Source organism: Bacillus sp. NPDC077027 (assembly GCF_050269555.1).
In the GTDB taxonomy this organism is placed as follows: Bacteria; Bacillota; Bacilli; order Bacillales; family Bacillaceae; genus Bacillus.
The window spans coordinates 48,170-68,779 of the sequence record NZ_JBNNIO010000005.1 but is presented as its reverse complement, the minus strand read 5'-3'; the positions used below and the strand labels follow the sequence as shown (position 1 = coordinate 68,779).

Genomic DNA, 20,610 nt, shown 5'->3' with positions numbered 1-20,610 from the left:
AGTAGAGTATCCATAGCCCATAGATAGAAATAAAAGTATTTTTTTCTTCATGACTGAGACACTCCCCTCTTTATACTGGCGAAATAATTTTCATTAAAAATACCATAGCTCATGCTAAATGTCTAATTTAACAAACGAGAACACAGTACTCATCCACATCTAGCAACCGATGCCGATTGAACGACTTCATCACCACTAATGATGGGAATGTGTCTCTTTCTTTTCCCTCGTTTTGTCTTCTAGTGCCAACTTCTCTTCACTCGTCAACTCACCAATCGCCACTCTCTTCGTTGGCATCAAATGCTGATCCCCTATACGCACATCTACTTTAATATCATAGAGCCCATCCTGAGAAAACGTATATTTGACCGCATACGTACCATTGCCTTGATGAGCTGCTTTCATTGAAATCGACTTTCTCTCATCTTGAAATCTCCAAAGGTACACTGTGATATCCGCACCGTCTGTCACAGGCTTACCATCTTCTTTTAAAATAAAGCGGAGTGTTTGCTCCTTTTCAAGAGCGATGTTGCTAGGAATCTTTGTATCTACTTGAATTGGCCTTGATTTTTCGTAAAGATCCTCTGTATTCGGATGAAGTTGACAGGCTGTTAACAATAACACCAAGAAACCTAGTGCACCTACTTTCTTTATCATCATTCATTCTCCTTTCCCACTATGCACCTAAAAACGCCTTTAGCCTTGGTATTCTCTGAATGAGCAAAATATCCACAAGTAAAACAATGATCAGTGAAACGCCGACAAGCGGGAATAAAATACCTAATCCAATCAGCAATAAAAGAAACCACTTCATTCTTCCTTTGGAAGGTGCCTTCGGTGCACCTAGTGAGCCGTTTGGTTTCCGCTTGAGCCAAAGCAGAAAACCGCTGACCACAACCCCTACTATGCCAAGACAAATGAGTAAACCTGCAAGCTGATTGAACAATCCAAATTCAGTTCCTTTATGAAGCGTAATCCCAAGTGCAATGGTTTTACCAATCCATCCATAGTGATCATAGCGATAATCAGCTAAAATCACTCCGGTGTATTGATCAATATGCATGGTTGCCTCATCCTTCGCTTTTGGCGGGAATACAGATAGTGTATACACCCCGTCTGCCTTTTGAGGGATATAAATATCATAAGCTGGATGAATCCTTTGCCCCTCTGCAATCTTTACCACATCATCAATGGATAGTTTCAGAAAGGTTGATTGATTAGACGTTGGCACATCTAGTTGTTCAGCAGCCCATGGCACATCAGCCACATCCTCTGTTTTCAACTGAGACACAGGTGCATCTCCTACCCAAATAGACGGCGGATAGCCCTCTCCTGTGTTCGTCATGATCTTTTGAAACGATTCCCCCCATAGACCAGACCAAGGTAGGCCCGTTAGAATCAAAAACAACATACCGGCAGAAATCCAAAAGGCTGGAACAGCATGTAAGTCTCGCAATAACAGCTTTTTCCCTTTTGAAAATCGAGGAATGACCACACCGCCAAATCGCTTTGGTATAGATGGCCACCATAAATAGATTCCTGTCACAATCAGCACAATCCCCCAACAAGCGGTTAGCTCAATGATGCGATCACCAATGGTACCTGCCATCAATTCACCATGAATCTCTTCTACCCGATTCATCAATTTTGCTTCGTCCTTCATTCTCCCCATGACTTGCCCAGAATAAGGATTCACATAAGCCGTATATGTTGTTCCGCTCTCACTGATTCCGACTTCAGCAGAACGCTCCTTAGATTCACCCGGACGATACCTGACAGCTTCTGACTCAGGATATACTTCCAAAACAGCATCTATTTGCCTTGTTGCGGATATTTTCTCGCCTTCTGCTGTAACACGATATTGCTTATCATACATTGATTGCTCAATCTGAGGCTTAAATAAATAAATCGCACCTGTTATCGCAAGTAGTACGAGTAACGGCATAAAGAACAGACCCGCATAAAAGTGCCAACGCCAAGCGATTTGATAGAAGGATGCCCCTCCCTTTAATCGTTTCTTCTTTTCGGTCTTCTTCAATTTCCCATTCCTCCTCTAAAATATCTCCTCTTATCAGATTACTGAGATAGACAGACCCAAACAAGCAGACAGTGATCATAATTGTGAAGTAAGCCTGAACAATACAAATCCGCAAATGAATGTACATTCATTCATTGTTTTGCTACAGTAAAAAAAAGGAGATGACACATGATGATTCAACAAGGAGACAAATTTCAAGCAAAAAGAACATTTACCCATGAGGATGTATTCAAGTTTGGAGATCTGACCGGAGATCAAGGAGAACAACATACGATTCCAGATGAAAAAGGAAGACTCATGGTTCACGGCTTCTTAACCGCAAGTCTTGCAACAAAACTCGGTGGAGATTTCAATTTTATCGGTAAAGAAATGACATGTACCTTTATCCGACCTGTTTATACTGGTGATACCATCACATGCAACATGAGCGTTACTACAGTTGAAGAGCAGGAGCGTTATCACTGTATAGATTTATTCTCCACCTATCACAATCAATACGGGGAAGATGTCATTATAGGAAAAAGTAAAGGGGTTATTCTAAAAAAATAGCTTTCGTTCACTTATCTAAAGAGTGTTTTTTGATGACTTCTTCTGCCGTAGTTTCTTCGTCAAATATGAGAAAACGGCTATACACTTCACCTAAATGCAATGACTCTTTTTCTAAATGATCTACTAGCTCAAATATATCTAAAATAGCGACGACTTTTTTAGTTGTCAATCCACCTTCTGCATTTTCATAAGTGTCCTCTTTAAAATACTCATGAATGATTTTGCTAATATCATCGGGGTTTTCTGTTTTTACTTGCCCCCATTTATTGAAGACAGAGTACAAACTCTATAGAATACTTCATTCCATGTTAATTGGAGTTGATTTATTAAATGAATCAGATACGTTCTTGGCTAACTGACATGAAAATCATACGTTACTAATAGGAAAGTGTATACCCCCATCTCCGCAATGCCTTTTTGATAATCACCTGTGTTCATTTAACTAAATTCAACAATTTCTTTTAGAAAAGCACACAGATGAATCTAATTGTAGAGTTCACTGGCAAAACTACATAAACATACCTCCCTCTCATGCTCTACCCTAATAAAATGCAAGTTACATGCCAGCATTCATCCATTATCAAGGAATACGAAAAAAGAGCTACCCATCGCAGGTAGCCCTCTCTTATTTACTCTCTATATAAAGTGGTGGCCTTTTCAGCGAGATCACAGTACAGCTGACAGCAATCAGCACAAACACCGCGCCGAATTTCGCTAAATCCACTGATGAACCTGTCATTGAAAAAACTGCGCCGCCTACAGCAGAACCAATGGAAATCCCAATTTGTAATGCAGATGTATTTAAGCTTTGTTGAATATCAGAAGTGACGGGGTCCGTTTGGATCAAATAACTTTGCAGTGCCGGTGTCAAGGCCCAGCTTAGCGCCCCCCATAACACAACCATGATCATAAACAAAACGAACACACCAGCTGTATAAGGAATGATAAACATCACAATCGCAAAGGCAGACGTAACCAATAATATCGCCTTGCCTGAGCCCATTCGGTCGCTTAGCCAGCCGCCAAGACCATTTCCTCCGATAGACGCAAGACCGAATACCAAGTAGCAAATACTAATCCAAAATGGTGTCATATGCAGCACTTCCATTAGAAACGGTGTGAAATAAGAATAAAGCATATAATGGCCTGCAAGCATAAACAAACTAATCAAGTGTGCACTGAAAATTTTCGGATGACCTAATGAACGAATCTGCTCTTTCAGCGGTGTTACTCTCTCTACAGGCATGCGGTCTAATGAGAAATAAATAAGAATCATCGAAATCGCTGCTAATACACTGATCCCTAAAAACATAAACCGCCATCCAAAGGCCTCTGTTACAAAAATACCGATTGGCACGCCGAGCACCAAAGAAGAACTGATCCCGATAAAGATTAATCCGAGTGCCTTGGCACGATGCTTCGGCTCTACCATTTTTGCTGTGATTGTCAGTGACAGCACAACAACGAGAGCCGTACTCATTGCAATGAGTACCCGAGAAATCATCACGAGTAAAAACGTTGAACTAAAATACGTCAATACATTCCCAATTGTAAATACAAACAGTGATATCAAATACAGCCGTTTTCTCTCTATTTTTGCTGTCAACGACAAAAGAACAGGCGCTGAGATGGCGTACGCGATCGCAAAAACAGTAATAAGCTGACCAGCAGTTGCAAGAGAAATGTGAAGATCCTCTGCAAGGCTTGGTAAAATACCGCCCACCACTAGTTCCACCAGTCCTACAGCAAATGTAGAAACAGCCAATATATATACTCTCCAATTCATGTCTATCATCCCTTCTGTACATGTTTGCTTTCACTTTTGTACAGGAGGTTAAAGACAAATAAAAAAACCCTGATTACAAAAAATGAAAGCACACTTTTGTAATCAGGATTTATCGGATCCTGGTAGAAACCCTCAAACCATATTATTGAGGTTATACAAGTCTATTTTTTCATCAGTTATCTTAGCATAACGGTACATAACTGGCAAGCTAGTATTCTTCATCTTTTCTAAAAAACAGAAAAACCTTTTGTAGCCAATACACACCTCTGATAACATCATGTGTGTGATACATTGAACCCTAGAAGGAGTGGACATTCGTTGACAAAAGGACTCATTCACCATATCGAGCTTTACGTATCTGACTTAGAAAAATCCTCTGAATTTTGGGGATGGTTTTTAAAGCAACTAGGCTATCACCCATACCAAACATGGGAAAAAGGACAAAGTTGGAAATTAAAAGATACCTACCTAGTCTTTGTACAGGCTGAGCAGCATAACATCAATCCCCCTTATCACAGATGTCGTGTTGGTTTGAATCACTTAGCCTTTCATGCAGAATCAAGACAAGAAGTTGATGATATGACAGCTAAGCTCAAGAAAAAAGGAATTTCCACCCTTTATGAAGACAGGCATCCCTTTGCAGGTGGAAAAGAGCACTACGCCCTTTACTTTGAAGACCCAGACAGAATCAAAGTCGAATTGGTCGCACCTTCTTAAGAAACTTGATTTTCATTCATTTTACATGTAAACTAATTGAAAATTTCATGAATCAATTAACGCAGATTAGGAAAAGTAGCTGGGATGAGCTTTTACAGAGAGGGAACGGATGTTGAGAAGTTCCTATTGAAATCTCCCGAGTGAACCTGCCTATGAGTTCTGATTATACAGCGGTGCATACCGTTATCATGTTCAAGTGTAAAGCTGTGCTTTAAATTAGGGTGGTACCACCAGGAATGGTCCCTAAATTAAAGCACAGCTTTTTTGTCTAATGAAAAGGAGGAAAGGGATTATGTCAAAGAAGCAATTTGTTGAAAAAATCACCAGCATGGAAGATGATTTTACCCAGTGGTATACAGATGTGGTCACAAAAGCAAGACTTGTTGATTATTCAAGTGTAAGAGGAAGTATGATCATCCAGCCGTACGGCTATAAAATCTGGGAAAACATCCGAGATGAACTTGATCGCCAAATCAAAGAAACAGGACATGAAAATGTGTATATGCCACTCTTCATTCCTGAAAGCTTGTTACAAAAAGAGAAAGATCACATTGAAGGTTTTGCACCAGAAGTTGCTTGGGTCACACATGGTGGTGAATCAAAATTGCATGAACGGTTGTGCGTCAGACCAACCTCTGAAGTGCTATTTGCCGAGCATTACAAAAACATCATTCACTCCTATCGGGATTTACCAAAGCTATACAACCAGTGGTCTAATGTCGTCAGATGGGAAAAAACGACGCGACCATTCCTAAGAACACTTGAATTCTTATGGCAGGAAGGACACACTTGCCACGAAACTGAACAAGAAGCCATCGAAGAAACAGAAAAAATGCTCAATGTGTATGCCTCTATTTGTGAGGAGTTATTAGCCATTCCAGTTATCAAAGGAAGAAAAACAGAGAAGGAGAAATTTGCAGGCGCAAGATTCACCTACACTGTTGAAAGCCTGATGCATGACGGAAAGGCACTACAAACGGCCACCTCTCATTACTTTGGAGATGGGTTTGCTCAAGCATTCGGCATTGAATTTCTCAATCGAGAAGGAAAACGCGAGCACGTCAAGCAAACATCATGGGGATTCACAACAAGAATTATCGGTGCCATGATCATGGTTCACGGTGATAACAGAGGCCTTGTCCTCCCGCCAAATATCGCACCAACACAAGTCATGATTGTCCCAATTGCTACACATAAAGAAGGGGTACTCGACCACGCCTATGATATAAAAGATCGACTTACCTCCACTGTTCGCGTGGACATTGATGCAAGTGATAAACAGCCAGGATGGAAATTTAATGAATGTGAAATGCAAGGAATTCCTCTACGTGTTGAAGTCGGACCAAAGGATATGGAAAAAGGGCAGGTCATGCTCGTTAGACGAGACACCGGCGAAAAACAAGCTGTCTTATTTGAGGAACTTGAAGCAACCATAAGTACATGCCTCAAGGACATCCAACAAACACTTTATGAAAAAGCCAGTCAGCGACTCAAAGAAAAAACATGGATCGCCCATACACTAAAAGACATGGAGCAAACCTTAGAAAAAGAAAACGGTTTGATCAAAGCCATGTGGTGTGGCGACCAGGCATGTGAGGATGAGATCAAAGACAAAACGGGTGCTACATCACGCTGTATTCCATTTGATCAAGAAACACTACATGACACCTGTGTATGCTGTGGTAAGCCAGCGTCAGACATGGTATTTTGGGCAAGGGCTTATTAACAACATTGAAAAAGGAAGCACACATCGTCGTGCTTCCTTTTTCATGAATTTCGTGCAAATAAAAACCAATTATTCATTGACCTCACACATCAAATAACCTATAATTCACATTAAAATAATAGGTTTTTAATCCTTTGAACATGAGGTGATTGCTAATGAAGTTATGGCATTTTTTATTTGCCGAACGTTGTCCTAAATGCGAAAAAACATTAGACGTTACACGATCCAATGCGCTACAAGGGAAAATCATTAAAACCTGTCCAAATCGCCACTACCAAAAAGAATATCATCCAGCACTTGAGACATATATAGAACAAGATGAAGTCAAATAAAAAAAGACCAACGATGTTAAAAAAAGCTGTTGGTCTTAACTCTTATAGAAGCTCTAACCAAATCTTTATAGCTGTCACCGAAATAATGATCGCTAGCGCCCACTGCAAGATTGTCGCATTGATTTTTTGCCCAACCTTTGCACCTAAAGGGGCAGCGATTAAACTCGCAATGATCAAAACAAGTGCAGGCACAAAAAGCACCTGTCCTGTCGCAACCTTTCCTACCGTTGCGCCAATGGAAGAGAGAAAGGTAATCGCAAGTGACGAAGCAATTGTCACGCGAACAGGTATCTTCAAAACTGACAACATGATCGGTACAAGGATAAAAGCACCACCTGCCCCTAAAATACCTGATAAACCGCCAATGATAAAAGCAAGCGAAGTAGCCAATCCTTTATTGAATGACACTTCCTCATCTATTTCAAGCTCACGTCCTTTTTTAGAAATCATCATGAGGATCACTGCAATAATCGCTAGAATGCCATAGATGAAATTGATGCCCTCCTCAGGAATAAGGTCGGACATGTAACTACCCAATAAACTCCCAATGAGAACACTGCTCCCCATATAAAGGATTAAAGAATGATTTAAAAACCCGCTCTTTCGGTAAGCCCAAACACCGCCAAGTGTCGCAAACAATACTTGAATTGCCCCAACACCTGAAACCTCATGCGCTGAAAGCGACATCACTCCTACTAACGGCGGGATGTACAAAAGCATAGGATAGTTAATCACAGAACCCCCGATACCAACCATCCCTGATAGAAAGGAACCAATAAAACCGATGATCAATAATGTGATGATAAATGCCATATCCATATTGGTTACCTCCTTTGCAAAGGCAAGAGGGTATCATATCAGAAGATACCCTTCACACCCATTAACCTTTTTTCATCCAGAATTTCAGCACAGCCTCTTCTTCTACATGCTCAAGCAGATCATGACCGCCCGACTTTGCCCAAGCAACTAAATCTCGTTTAGCTCCTTTATCAGTCACATGTATCTCTAAAATTTGACCTGATGTCAGTTCAGTCATTGCTTTCTTTGTTCGAACAATTGGCATTGGACATGCCAATCCTTTTACATCTAATAGTTTATCAGATTTCACGTTCATCTCTCCTCTTTCTTTTCGTTAAATGATCTTTTTTATCGAACTGCACAACGGTTAGGACCAATTTCCATTTCACGCTGCTTCTCTTCATCAGGGGTCATTTTCCCCATGTTGGTATGGCGAATCTCTTGATAAGCGTTTGGCTGCGGTGGCAATTGTTCAGTCACAATCTTTGTAAATTCCGCTTCACTCTCGATATTCAGTCCGTGATTTTCCTCTATTAATTTCCCTAAATTTTTTCTGACACTTCCATCTTCATTCAATTCATCAATCACCATAAAATGCGCTGGTAACACAAGCAAATCCTGTGAAATCTCTTGATATCGCTCATAAAGTGTTGTGCGCAAATCTCCAACCCAATTCTCCGCCATGCCCGCTAAATCAGGTCTTCCAATTGAATCAATGAATAAAATATCTCCTGTCAGAAGATACTGCGCATCAATGATAAAGGACGTGGACCCAATCGTATGACCTGGTGAATAAATTGGCTGTATCAAAATGTTTGTGTCGCCAATGGCGATACGCTTTCCTTCTTCTAGTGGCTGATAATCAAAGACGACTTCCTCTGCATCTTTTGGCGGTAACCAGTAGGTAGCTTTTGTTTTTCCAGCAATTTCTCGCCCACCAGAAATATGATCAGCATGAAGATGTGTATCAAACACATGAGTAATAGCCGCTCCCTTTTCCTTAGCAAAATGAAGATACACATCCGTCATACGTGACGCATCAAAGATCGCCGCTTCTCCACCTGAGATCATCATATATGACAAGCACCCTTTGCCAATACGCACGAACTGATACACCTCACCACCTTCTTTTAAGTCACCGACTTTAACTGGCTCTAAATGTTCACTCCATGCTTTCATGCCGCCACTTAAATATCTGGCTGTCAGACCTGCTTCTGCAAGCATCTCAGCCACCATGATGGATGAACCTTCCTTTGCACACACCACCAAAAGCTCAAGATCAGATGGAATTTGATCTAATATGCCTTCAATCCCATCCAATAGCTCAAAATAAGGAACATTCAAATGCTGAAAAGAATGTCCTTCTATTTTCCAATCATGAAAATCCGCTTCATTTCGTACATCAAGAATAAAGAGAGGCTCTTGATGCAATACTTTTTGTGTGACGTCTTTCGCAGACATGGCCTGTATAGTCATTTTTTCACCCTCCTATTTACTCTTACGTCTTTATTCGACTTCCCCAGTCCAATTACACATACCAGGGACAACATTCACCACATGCTTAAATCCTTGTTTTTTCATTGCTTGTGCAGCAATTTCACTTCGTCTGCCAGAATGACAGATGATATATATTTCATCATCCTTATTTAACTCATGAGACCTCGCTTCTACTTCACCAAGAGGAATATGCTTCACTCCTGGAATATGAGCAGATTCATATTCTTCCATCTCACGAACATCTAGAATATGAAGCGCATCATCACCCTCTACCTTCTGCTTGAAGGCTTGCAATGAAATCTCAGGAATCGCCTGTTCACTCACCTCTTCAGACACTCCACCTTTACGCAGGAAATGCCGAAGCACCTCTCCCTCTTTTTCCGTCCCAAGATACTCATGCCCTGAGCTTTTCGCCCACGCTTGAAGGTCTGCTGTAGAGCCTTTATCTGTTGCCTGAATCTCTAACACTTCTCCAGCCGCTAAATCATTCATTTTCTTTCTCGTCTTCACGATTGGCATAGGACATGCCAACCCTATTGCATCTAACACAGCATTTACTTGAAACATTGATTTTCCTCCTTTATTCATATAGGGGTGGGGGTATTGAAATAGGCTAAATAAACAAATTCACGTTGCCTTCTTCAGCATCTGCCAAATAAGCCCCTACACCTGCATAATCAATACCAGCTAACAGCTCATCTTCCTGTAAACCAAGCAAATCCATTGTCATCGTACATGCAACAAGCTGAATCTCTTGCTCTTGCGCCATCTCAATTAACTGCGGTAACGTCAATGCATGATGCTTTTTGATGACATGCTTGATCATCTTCGGACCCATACCAGCCATATTCATCTTAGACAATCCCAGTCGATTCGCACCACGAGGCATCATTCTGCCAAACATCTTTTCAAGGAAGCCTTTATTCACTGGAACCTGTTCCTCCTTACGCAATGCATTCAATCCCCAAAAGGTATGAAAAATGGTCACCTCATGATCATAAGCTGCGGCGCCATTTGCAATAATATAAGCAGCCATCGCTTTATCATAATCTCCACTAAATAAAACAATGGTCGTTCGTTTCTTTTGTGTCATCCTGATCCTCCTCTGTAATTACCCTATAGGGTATAAATGAAATCAAAAAAATAATACTTATACCTGTATGGGTATATTAACCGAAAAAAAAACATTCGTCAACCCTCTTGATCCTAAGCGATAAATCGACGCGTCAAGTATCCAGCCGATGGAAAAGGTTGTTATAATGACAAATATGCATATCGACAAGATCTGAAAACGGAAAAAAGAAGCTGATGACAAATGGAGGAGAGGGGAAATTGATTGACTTTACATCATTTTATTGGGGCTAACAAAAAACTTCCTATTGGTGAGTTTGGTCACAACCCAACATTTAAAACAATTTCTGAATTAAGCATAAAAAGTGTTGCTTTCAACAAACAATTTGTTAGAAAAAATCGATATAAAAGTGAAGATTCACTTGTAATGGTTTATGAAACAGAAGAAGATGCCTACGGAATAGATATCGTTCATTTAGCTCCTGAAGATGAAGCGGTCATAAACAAATTTACACATCCTTATATATATGAAGTACAAGGTTATTTACACGCTAACAATACACCTGGTCAACGAAAATCTATTCAATCACTTTTTCTTTACATCGAAAAACACTTATCAAAAGGTGACTCAATTGAAATATATTCCTGTTTAGACGGTTATGAGGATGAAGATAAAGATGAAGGTTTGGATATAGTGATTCATTTAAATACTCTACAATTTGGTAACCATATAAAATTGAAAGATATAAATCACCTTAGTCAAATATTCTATTTGGAAGACAAACAATACATCTTAATTAAGAAATAAAGATGAGAACGCCCATAACATTTTAAAAGTAAGGAAACTATCTTATTAGCCTCCTTACTTTTATATCAATACACTATTATTGAATACTAAATAGCTTTAATCCCATTTTTCCATATGTACTTTTAATTCTGGTATACTTAATATCCTTTGTATCTCTGTATCATTTTCCGTCTCTATATAACTTTCTTCTTCGTGAGAAGATGTAACCAGCCATTCTTCTCCATTTTTGAAGAAGGACAAGTCTTCTGGTAAATTTGGTTGCTCCCAATCATATAAAGAATTTGCGAATTCTTTTAGAATACTCTTCGCATTTTCATCTGTATAAAAGTAATAAACTTTTGCTGTTTGATTGTTTAATAGAATTGTGCTAGCCCATTCTGATTGTTCTTTCATCTCTTTCAATGAACTTTCGAGTTTTTTTAGGAAGGGATCAAAAGATTTTAAAGATCCCATATTTTTTCTTAAAACTAAATGAAACTCATCACAAATTTCGAAAGCCAAATCAATTAATTTGGAGTACTGCTCACCTTTTGGATTTTGATCAATAACTAACATATTTACACCTTCTCATATACCCATTTTTTAGAATTATTTGAATGTATGTTCTTTTATGCTTCTTAAACTCAGATTATGCAACATAAGTAACTCCTGTAATAGTCACCGCTAGACCTATTGAAATTAAATGTGCTAAAAGTGCTTCTCCACCTAACGAAGAGATTACTAGAATTAATAGTATATATTTTTTATTTCCAACACCACTTTTAACACATATTTTCACAAAAACACAAAGCTATTATAACAGCTTGTTATTAATAATAAAATACATAAAAGGGATAACTAGTAATAAATTCCATTTAAAAGGCGTTAATATAGTTTTTCCATAATTAATAAAGTTAATAAAAGACTTGAAAACGAATCTATCGAAAGTTAAAATTTCCACAGCAGTTCCTATAAATCTTTGATCTAATAATAGTTTTTTGATTTTTGCTCAGGTTCAAAATTTTGGAAAATAAAGAACTGTCGATTATTATTCTACGTAACTTTGTTGAAGTAGTACTATCTAAATTCAAACGAAATTCCTTAAGCCTATCACCCTTTACACTCAAAAAGATTTGATCAATTATTTTATTTACTCATTTGATAAATAAATATGAAAGGAGGAGATTCCATGTCCACTAACAATAAACCCAACAGATTAATCACTGAAAAATCACCCTACCTCCTTCAACACACCCACAATCCTGTTGACTGGTATCCTTAAAGCTAAGAAGCCTTTCAAAAAGCAAAACACGAAAACAAACCCATTTTCGTGAGTATTGGCTACGCCACTTGTCACTGGTTGCCATGTTTGCACAGCTACACACGAAATAGGTTATTCTATCCTTAGGCTTTATAAGCTATTTTACTAAATGCCTGTAAAAACTGTGTATTATTCAAATTCACATAAAATATTTGTAGATATAATAAAGGAGGAGCCAAATTGACTTTACATCATTTTATTGGGGCTAACAAAAAACTTCCTATTGGTGAGTTTGGCTATAGCCCAACATTTAAACCAATTTCTGAATTAAAAATTAAAGGAGTTTCTTTCAACAAACAATTGTTTAGGAAAAATCGATATAAAAGTGAACATTCACTTATAAAAGTTTATGAAACCGAAGAAGATGCATACGGAATAGATATCATTCATTTAGCACCTGAATATGAATCTGTCGTAAACAAATTTACGCACCCTTATATATATGAAATACAAGGATATCTACACTCAAATAATACAACTGGTCAACGAAAATCTATTCAATCCCTTTTTCTTTATATTGAAGAACACATATCAAAAGGTGACTCAATTGAATTATATTCCTGTTTAGACGGTTATGAGGATGAAGATAAGGATGAGAGTTTGGATTTAGTTATTAATTTAAAGACTCAAAAATTTGGGAAACATTTGAAGTTCAAAGACATAAATCATCTTAGTCAAATATTCTATTTGGAAGACAAACAATACGTATTAGTCAAGAAATAAACAAGCAAATAACTCGTTAGTTTCATAAGTAAGAAAACCAAAAAGGGATGCTACACGCTGCGAAGATTCTTGTGCAAGTAGTTCTCTAATTCCTAAGCTTAAGAAATGAGTTTGAAGAGATGTTCAAGAACAGATCGCCAACAACATCTTGGTTCCATTTTTGAAAAAGAAAGGAAGAGTGCCTACAATTAAAAATTGGTCATAACCTGGAACTCTCACCTACAGACATTATCATTAATTAAATGTAAATTAGAATTAGAGGCATCATTTTTTACAATGTATATTATATAATTACATAAATTAGTGTAAGTACACTTAACTGTAACAATACAACAATCACAGCAATAGATGATAGATTTTTGCTTGTTTTATTAGTATAAACCTTATAAGCAATCCAATTACTCATCATCATAAATAAAAAAAGAAATATAAAGATAATAAATTTAGTCATAAAAATTCATTCCTTTCTTTAGTATTGAGTTCAATTATACGTTAAAAAAAGATACTTAAAAATTCGCCTAGTAAAAAGAAAAATCCTACTAAACATACTAAGCTATAAATGAATTTTATATGTTTAACAACACTTTTTGTCAAAATAAATAACGTGATTAATTGTAATGACAAAAACAAAATCGTAAATAAAATACCATTATTTTGATAATACTCCTTCTTTATAAAAGTGGAGATAATAGCTTCTATCGACTGTATTGATTGAACAACCACAAATATTTTAAATAGCAGACTAACTTTTATATTTATATCGAATTTGAAGATTCCTAATAAAGAAGAAATATATGCAAGTACTATAATACTTACCAATGAGAAAGCGATCTGTACTAATACCACTATGAATATGATTATAGAGTAAATGTTTGGTGGTATAGAATAATCCTCTATATATTTCTGAATTACGTCTTTTTCAAGTTCAATAAATAGATAGTTAGCCAATAAATTGTTAAAAATGAAGAATATAAAATAGTAACCGCTCTTTAACTTAAGAATCATAATATGAACCTTTCAATTAAAAATGGTGTTATGTATGCTTCTACTAATGCTCCAATAGAAATTAAGATTATTGATAATATGAAATATTCTCTGATTCTCTGAGAAAATTCATGAAACGTATAGTTAGTTTTTGTTTTAAGCGGATATAGTTTACTGAATAAAAATTTGTTTATTTCCCATAAAATAACCATAACTATAACAGTTCCGGGAATCTCAAAAAGACCATGTGGTAAAATACTAAACAAAAAAGATGGATCATACTTTATAATTCCTAATATAAGTGTTTCTCCTAAATAGAAGGCATTTATTAAAATTATGATAAATCCTATTAACCCACAAGAAATGGCACCTAACACAAAACAGGTGAAAATTACCGAAACATTATTCTTTAAAATACTGATAAAGCTCTTACTTTCATTATTAAAAGTAATAATTCCATGAGTGGAATCGTTCAAAAAAAATGGAATGAATATTACAGATAAGTAAATCAATAAACAAAAAAAAACTTTTTCAAACTCAATTCTCCTTATAGACCACATTTTATAGAAATAAAAACAAAACCCCATTATATAAACCTAAAAAGGTTTTACTTGCTACTTCTTATAATTAAATTAACTAACAAGAGTAGCAAGTATTTTAAGGATAAGAATATTTTAACCTACCAAGCAATGACAACTGCTGCACTCATTTTATTCAGCATAGCTTTTGCAGTTAACAAGACACCCACGCTTATAAGGTTACCAGTTGCAATCATCCCTAATATTGTCCATACTCCTAAACCAGCATTTAGCCAGTTAACAATTTGAGTAGCCATTGCAGCATTAAGAGTAGTGTTGCTTGTAATGTCTAATAGATAGTTACCCATTGTTGAGTAAACACAAAAACTAACAAGAAGAGCTGTGGCAATAGCAAGTAATTTATGTGATAGGAATTTGTTAGCTAATTTCATAATATATTCTCACCTCCTATTTCTTAAATTCCATTCAATCAACTACATTACCTTATAATGGATTTAAAGTAAATATTTATTATTTTAAATTTAAAGGTATGTACAAAAATATACTATTTTCTAGTTTCTTTAAAAGTTGAAAGCAGTTAAAGTTTTCACTCATCATTCCTTTACGGATTGAAGACGATAACATTTTGGAGAGCCGATTTATTCTGAAAGAACTTATAGCAGCATACTCACCTTTATTTGTTGCTTTTTAACAATTTTTTGTTGGCTTTTTACTTGGTACTTAAATGAGAGAAGCCAAAGAAAGCAGGAAATATACAATAGTAAAGAAGAACGTTACGCTAAGTTATTAAAAGCTATAAAAGGCTTTTATGTTAATTCTCAAAATCCAGAGCTAATATTCATTTTTATTGATTAAGTTATTTGTGCTGATTGTATTGTCCTGATCAACTACTATATTAACTCTACAACTTTTTGGAAAGTGTTAAGAATAGTTCAACTGAAGTACAAAAACTAAAGACGCTTTGATAATTAATCGTTGAAAGACTTAATTAAAAATTCAAAACTCAACTCTGTTTTAAACAAGATATTTGATAAAAATAATCTAAGTCAAAATAAGGTATGTAAATTAAATTGAAAGAAGGTGATCCCATGCCAAACAAAAAAATACCCAACCGATTAATCACTGAAAAATCACCCTACCTCCTTCAACACACCCACAACCCTGTTGACTGGTATCCTTGGAGCGAAGAAGCCTTTCAAAAAGCAACACACGAAAACAAACCCATTTTCGTGAGTATTGGCTACGCCACTTGTCACTGGTGCCATGTCATGGCACATGAGAGCTTTGAAGACGAGGAAGTCGCTGCCATATTAAATGAGCATTTCATTTCAATCAAAGTTGATCGTGAGGAGCGTCCGGATATTGATTCGATGTACATGTCTGTGTGTCAGATGATGACAGGTCAGGGGGGCTGGCCGCTCAATGTCTTTTTGACGCCTGAGCAAAAGCCGTTTTATGCGGGGACGTATTTTCCGAAGAGGAGCCGTTATGGTCGTCCTGGGCTTATCGAGGCACTCACCCAATTGATAGACGTGTACCATCGTGATCGACAGCATGTAGAGTCTTTGGCAGAGAAAGCCACAAACAATTTGCGGATCAAAGCATCAGGAGACACAAATCATACCTTGCAAGAAAAAGTCCTTCATGAGACGTACTACCAACTGATAAGCAACTTTGATACAGCACATGGCGGTTTCGGATCAGCACCCAAATTTCCCGCTCCACATATGATTGGTTTCCTATTCCGCTATGCTCAATGGTCCAAGCAAGAAAACGCGCAATATGCCTCGATGAAAACTTTGGACGGTATGGCAAACGGAGGCATCTACGACCATATCGGTGCTGGCTTTGCACGCTATTCAACAGATGAGAAATGGCTTGTGCCTCATTTTGAAAAAATGCTGTACGACAATGCCTTACTTATGATTGCCTACACCGAAGCTTTCCAGATCACAAAGAACAAGCGTTATCAAGACATCGTCAACAACGTTATCACCTTCGTGAAACGAGACATGACGAGTGAACAAGGGGCTTTTTATTCAGCGCTTGATGCTGATACGGAAGGGAAAGAAGGACGTTACTACGTGTGGTCAAAGGATGAGATCATGACCCATTTAGGCAAAGACCTCGGCTCCCTCTTTTGTGCTGTCTACACCATTACAGAGGAAGGGAATTTCGACGGACATAACATTCCTCATACGATTTTCACTCATTTTGACAAAGTGAAAGAACAATTCTCGTTAGATGACGACCAACTTCATAAGCAATTATCATCCGCTCGTGAAACATTGCTTCACATCAGACAAACCCGACCAGCGCCACTCGTCGATGACAAAGTGCTCACCTCTTGGAATGCGCTGATGGTTGTGGCACTTGCAAAAGCAGGCAAAGTCTTTTCATCCTCTGAACATGTGGACATGGCAAAGACGGCGATGTCTTTCATTGAACAGCAACTCACTATAGATGGCAGGCTCATGGTTCGCTACCGAGAAGGAGATGTAAAAAACAAAGGATTCATTGAGGATTATGCTCATGTGTTGTGGGCATATTTGGAACTGTATGAAGCAACCGATGACCTTACTTACCTTGAAAAAGCCACCACAATTGGTGAGCAAATGTTTGAGCTGTTTTGGGATCATGAGAAGGGTGGATTTTACTTCTCTGGTACAGATGCAGAAGCGCTCATTGTTCGAGAAAAGGAAGTATATGACGGGGCAATGCCATCAGGCAACAGCACCGCACTCATTCAGCTTCTCACATTAAGCAGATTGACTGGAAGGCTTGATTGGACAAGGAAGTTAGAATCCATGTTTTCTTCCTTCTTCATTGATGTTTCCTCTTATCCAAGTGGACATACTGCCTTTTTACAAGGATTCATGCAACAGTTCGCCACCAAACGTGAGATTGTCATCCTCGGACGAAAAGACGATCCAAACAGACAGCGTCTCTTGCATTCTCTCAGACAAGCCTTTATGCCATTTGATGTCATACTTGTCGCTGAAACAGGGGGCGATTTAAAGAATATCGCGCCATTTGCAAAAGATTACAAAAGAAAAGGCAATCAAACAACCGTCTATATTTGTGAAAACTATAGCTGTCAACAGCCTTTAACGAATATCGACGAAGTACTGAATCAGCTCATATATTAAGGACTATGTCATATGATGACTAACAGAAGTCAGAGCGAAGACAACCACATTAAAAACATGTCATTCCGCTAACAATTCTTCTGTACGGTTTTCTTTTCTCTCGCAAACAGTTAGAATGCGCACTAGATGTTCTCATACCGAAGGGAGAGAAAATGATGAAAAAATTCTCATATGCACTCGTCGCTGGTCTGTTATCAATTGGACTTGCCGCTTGTTCTTCAAACGATACCAAGCAGAGCAAAGATAACGATCAATCAAGCGAAAAGCAAACAGCGCAAAGCAATCAGAAAGAACAACAAAAACAACTAGAAGAAATGCAAAAAAAGTTAGATTCTCAAAAAATCGATGACAAAAAAGTCGTCGCTACAGTCAATAGCGATAAAATCACAGGCAGTGAATACAACAGCGCATTATCTACAATACAAGGTCAGCTTCAGCAAACAGGTCAAGACACAACGACCAAAGAAGGGTCAAAGGAAGTAAAAAAGCAAACAGTTGATGCACTCGTTGGACAACAGCTCATTTTACAAGACGCAGAGAAAAAAGGCTTCAAAGCCTCTGAAGACCAAGTGGACAAACAGCTAAAAGAAGAAAAGAATCAATTCAAAGATGAAAAGAAATTCGAAGATGCACTCAAACAAAGCGGACTGACCATAACGCAGCTAAAAAATGACATTGCTGACAGCATCAAATACAGTCAATATGTCGACAAAGAAATCAAAGGAACCTCCATTGCTGAAAAAGACATCAAAGCCTACTATGATCAATATGCTGAACAAGCAAAAAGTCAAAAGCAAAAGGTTCCAGCATACAAAGACATCAAATCACAAATCAAAAAACAACTAGAATCACAAGAAAAACAAAAGCAAGTACAAAAAGAAATCAAAAAACTAAAGAAAAATGCAAAAATCGACATTTCCATTTAAAAGTGAAAAAGAATCCGTCACCGTGCGGATTCTTTTTTTATAATGAACTCTTGCAACACGATTTAAAAAAATCACCCAATTAGCTTCAGTCCGTTAGCCGATCATACACATATAGTTTCACCATTTTAAATCTTTTTCCAAAATGATGACAAACGACTCATCATAAATTCCCTACATAACCGATATGATGAGAGTACAAAAAAGAAAGCGTTAACAACTTTTTTTCTCATTACAATACAGGGCATTCAGCATGTCCCTGACTTTTACTATATGGAGAAAAAAGACCAATTTATTGTAAAAGGAGGATCATCATGTTTCGTTTTTTCAAACCAGCTCCACATATCGAGAGGGTGGATGATGCCAAAACAGACGAAACGTACAAACGATTACGACTACAAGTATTTCTCGGCATCTTCATCGGCTACGCCGGCTACTACTTATTAAGAAAGAACTTTGCCTTTGCCATTCCTTATTTGCAGGAAGAAGGCTATAGCAAAACGGAGCTTGGCTTTGTACTTGCAGCTGTTTCAATTGCCTATGGATTTAGTAAATTCATCATGGGCATGATCTCTGATCGCTGTAACCCCAGATACTTTTTAGCGACTGGATTATTCTTATCAGCACTCGTCAATATCCTGTTTGTCTCATTTCCTTGGGTCACATCAAGTGTCTGGATCATGTTCCTATTTATGTTTTTAAACGGCTGGTTCCAAGGGATGGGCTGGCCACCCTGTGGACGAACAATGGCACACTGGTTTTCAATTAGTGAACGTGGAACGAAAATGTCGATTTGGAACGTCGCACACAATATTGGAGGCGGCATCCTTGCCCCACTCATTACACTTGGTATTGTCATGTTTGCTACGTGGAAAAGCATCTTTTTCTTCCCAGCATTCATTGCCATTATTGTCTCTTTTGTCATCATCCTGCTTGTACGCGACACGCCTCAATCTGCCGGACTCCCACCTATCGAAGAGTACCGAAACGATTATCCATCAGAGAAATATGAAGATCAAGAAAGAGAATTAAAGGTAAAAGAAATTTTATTTAAATATGTCCTTAATAATAAATTTCTTTGGTACATCGCCATCGCCAATGTGTTTGTCTACTTTGTCCGATATGGGGTAGTCGACTGGGCTCCAACGTATTTAACAGAAGCTAAAGGATTCTCACCTGAGGATTCACGCTGGTCGTATTTCCTTTACGAATATGCAGGCATCCCAGGAACACTGCTATGCGGCTGGATCAGTGACCGCTTTTTCAGAAGTCGACGCGCACCCGCAGGGGTCCTCTTTATGGTCGGTGTTCTCATTGCGGTACTCGTCTACTGGCTGAACCCAGCAGGCAATCCGCTTGTCGATAACATCGCACTCATTAGCATCGGCTTCTTAATCTATGGACCTGTCATGCTGATTGGACTTCAGGCAATTGATCTCGCACCAAAGAAAGCCGCAGGAACAGCAGCCGGCTTGACTGGTTTTTTCGGTTACATCGGCGGATCAGCTTTCGCAAACGCCATTATGGGTGTAGTGGTCGATCACTATGATTGGACTGGAGGATTTATCCTGCTTATCGGCTCGTGTGTACTAGCGGTTGTCTTCTTAGCCCTCACTTGGAATACTGGCAAACGTGTAGAGCACGTTTAAGAAAATCACATAAAAGATTTA

General features: G+C 38.0%; 21 protein-coding genes, 1 pseudogene, 1 riboswitch and 1 other annotated feature. Of the genes and pseudogenes, 10 read left to right on the top strand and 12 right to left on the bottom strand.

Annotated elements, in window-relative coordinates; all coding sequences use genetic code 11:
* Positions 1–195: 195 nt before the first annotated feature.
* Positions 196–660, bottom strand: a complete 465-nt coding sequence (locus ACQKEZ_RS16260) for a FixH family protein (RefSeq protein ID WP_427302550.1) — start codon at positions 658–660, stop codon at positions 196–198.
* 16 nt (positions 661–676) lie between these two features.
* Positions 677–2,038 (bottom strand): PepSY-associated TM helix domain-containing protein, encoded by a 1,362-nt coding sequence (locus ACQKEZ_RS16255; RefSeq protein WP_427302548.1) that lies wholly within the window; start codon positions 2,036–2,038, stop codon positions 677–679.
* Between the two features lie 171 nt (positions 2,039–2,209).
* On the opposite strand from ACQKEZ_RS16255, the gene ACQKEZ_RS16250 reads away from it, so the two are divergent.
* Positions 2,210–2,587: a hotdog domain-containing protein gene (locus ACQKEZ_RS16250; RefSeq protein ID WP_427302754.1), complete on the top strand. Its 378-nt coding sequence runs from the start codon at positions 2,210–2,212 to the stop codon at positions 2,585–2,587.
* Between the two features lie 7 nt (positions 2,588–2,594).
* Here ACQKEZ_RS16250 and ACQKEZ_RS16245 read toward each other — a convergent pair whose 3' ends face one another.
* Positions 2,595–2,870, bottom strand: coding sequence for a DUF4288 domain-containing protein (locus tag ACQKEZ_RS16245; protein ID WP_427302546.1), 276 nt, complete (start codon positions 2,868–2,870; stop codon positions 2,595–2,597).
* 342 nt (positions 2,871–3,212) lie between these two features.
* Complete coding sequence (locus tag ACQKEZ_RS16240) at positions 3,213–4,373, bottom strand: MFS transporter (protein ID WP_427302544.1); 1,161 nt, start codon at positions 4,371–4,373, stop codon at positions 3,213–3,215.
* 79 nt (positions 4,374–4,452) lie between these two features.
* Positions 4,453–4,552: riboswitch (purine riboswitch) on the bottom strand.
* Positions 4,553–4,691: 139 nt separating this feature from the next.
* Between ACQKEZ_RS16240 and ACQKEZ_RS16235 the strand changes: the two genes are divergently transcribed.
* The 3 genes from ACQKEZ_RS16235 (at position 4,692) to ACQKEZ_RS16225 (ending at position 7,148) form a co-directional block, all read left to right on the top strand.
* The gene (locus ACQKEZ_RS16235; protein ID WP_427302543.1) at positions 4,692–5,090 is read left to right on the top strand and encodes a VOC family protein; all 399 of its coding nucleotides are present in this window, start codon (positions 4,692–4,694) and stop codon (positions 5,088–5,090) included.
* Between the two features lie 53 nt (positions 5,091–5,143).
* Positions 5,144–5,338 (top strand) — a binding site (T-box leader).
* Positions 5,339–5,382: 44 nt separating this feature from the next.
* Entirely contained in the window at positions 5,383–6,816 is a 1,434-nt protein-coding gene (gene proS, locus ACQKEZ_RS16230; protein WP_427302541.1) for a proline--tRNA ligase, read from the top strand.
* 155 nt (positions 6,817–6,971) lie between these two features.
* Positions 6,972–7,148, top strand: coding sequence for a hypothetical protein (locus ACQKEZ_RS16225; RefSeq protein WP_427302540.1), 177 nt, complete (start codon positions 6,972–6,974; stop codon positions 7,146–7,148).
* Between the two features lie 42 nt (positions 7,149–7,190).
* Here the strand turns inward: ACQKEZ_RS16225 and ACQKEZ_RS16220 are convergent, their stop codons facing one another.
* The 5 genes from ACQKEZ_RS16220 to ACQKEZ_RS16200 form a co-directional block, all read right to left on the bottom strand.
* Positions 7,191–7,967 (bottom strand): sulfite exporter TauE/SafE family protein, encoded by a 777-nt coding sequence (locus ACQKEZ_RS16220; protein WP_427302538.1) that lies wholly within the window; start codon positions 7,965–7,967, stop codon positions 7,191–7,193.
* Between the two features lie 61 nt (positions 7,968–8,028).
* Positions 8,029–8,256: a sulfurtransferase TusA family protein gene (locus tag ACQKEZ_RS16215; RefSeq protein WP_427302536.1), complete on the bottom strand. Its 228-nt coding sequence runs from the start codon at positions 8,254–8,256 to the stop codon at positions 8,029–8,031.
* 38 nt (positions 8,257–8,294) lie between these two features.
* Positions 8,295–9,422, bottom strand: coding sequence for an MBL fold metallo-hydrolase (locus ACQKEZ_RS16210; protein ID WP_427302534.1), 1,128 nt, complete (start codon positions 9,420–9,422; stop codon positions 8,295–8,297).
* A gap of 30 nt (positions 9,423–9,452) precedes the next feature.
* Entirely contained in the window at positions 9,453–10,010 is a 558-nt protein-coding gene (locus ACQKEZ_RS16205) for a sulfurtransferase TusA family protein (RefSeq protein WP_427302533.1), read from the bottom strand.
* 46 nt (positions 10,011–10,056) lie between these two features.
* Positions 10,057–10,536, bottom strand: coding sequence for a DsrE/DsrF/DrsH-like family protein (locus ACQKEZ_RS16200; RefSeq protein WP_427302531.1), 480 nt, complete (start codon positions 10,534–10,536; stop codon positions 10,057–10,059).
* A 243-nt stretch (positions 10,537–10,779) separates the two neighbouring features.
* Between ACQKEZ_RS16200 and ACQKEZ_RS16195 the strand changes: the two genes are divergently transcribed.
* Positions 10,780–11,322 (top strand): hypothetical protein, encoded by a 543-nt coding sequence (locus ACQKEZ_RS16195; protein WP_427302529.1) that lies wholly within the window; start codon positions 10,780–10,782, stop codon positions 11,320–11,322.
* A 96-nt stretch (positions 11,323–11,418) separates the two neighbouring features.
* Here the strand turns inward: ACQKEZ_RS16195 and ACQKEZ_RS16190 are convergent, their stop codons facing one another.
* A complete protein-coding gene (locus ACQKEZ_RS16190; protein ID WP_427302527.1) occupies positions 11,419–11,877 on the bottom strand; it encodes a stage III sporulation protein AH in 459 nt (152 codons plus the stop codon).
* A 613-nt stretch (positions 11,878–12,490) separates the two neighbouring features.
* On the opposite strand from ACQKEZ_RS16190, the pseudogene ACQKEZ_RS16185 reads away from it, so the two are divergent.
* Positions 12,491–12,661, top strand: a pseudogene (locus ACQKEZ_RS16185) (DUF255 domain-containing protein); the annotation flags it as partial.
* Positions 12,662–12,802: 141 nt separating this feature from the next.
* The gene (locus ACQKEZ_RS16180) at positions 12,803–13,345 is read left to right on the top strand and encodes a hypothetical protein (RefSeq protein WP_427302525.1); all 543 of its coding nucleotides are present in this window, start codon (positions 12,803–12,805) and stop codon (positions 13,343–13,345) included.
* Between the two features lie 1,001 nt (positions 13,346–14,346).
* Here ACQKEZ_RS16180 and ACQKEZ_RS16175 read toward each other — a convergent pair.
* Together ACQKEZ_RS16175 and ACQKEZ_RS16170 are read right to left on the bottom strand one after the other, a co-directional pair.
* Positions 14,347–14,889 carry a stage II sporulation protein M gene (locus ACQKEZ_RS16175; RefSeq protein ID WP_427302752.1) on the bottom strand — a complete coding sequence of 181 codons (543 nt, stop codon included), beginning with the start codon at positions 14,887–14,889 and terminating at the stop codon, positions 14,347–14,349.
* Between the two features lie 119 nt (positions 14,890–15,008).
* A complete protein-coding gene (locus ACQKEZ_RS16170; protein ID WP_427302523.1) occupies positions 15,009–15,299 on the bottom strand; it encodes a hypothetical protein in 291 nt (96 codons plus the stop codon).
* A gap of 657 nt (positions 15,300–15,956) precedes the next feature.
* Between ACQKEZ_RS16170 and ACQKEZ_RS16165 the strand changes: the two genes are divergently transcribed.
* From ACQKEZ_RS16165 to glpT, 3 genes are all read left to right on the top strand, one after another.
* Positions 15,957–18,017: a thioredoxin domain-containing protein gene (locus ACQKEZ_RS16165; protein ID WP_427302521.1), complete on the top strand. Its 2,061-nt coding sequence runs from the start codon at positions 15,957–15,959 to the stop codon at positions 18,015–18,017.
* 155 nt (positions 18,018–18,172) lie between these two features.
* Positions 18,173–18,943: a SurA N-terminal domain-containing protein gene (locus ACQKEZ_RS16160; protein ID WP_427302750.1), complete on the top strand. Its 771-nt coding sequence runs from the start codon at positions 18,173–18,175 to the stop codon at positions 18,941–18,943.
* Between the two features lie 311 nt (positions 18,944–19,254).
* Positions 19,255–20,589 carry a glycerol-3-phosphate transporter gene (gene glpT / locus ACQKEZ_RS16155; RefSeq protein WP_427302519.1) on the top strand — a complete coding sequence of 445 codons (1,335 nt, stop codon included), beginning with the start codon at positions 19,255–19,257 and terminating at the stop codon, positions 20,587–20,589.
* Positions 20,590–20,610: the final 21 nt, after the last annotated feature.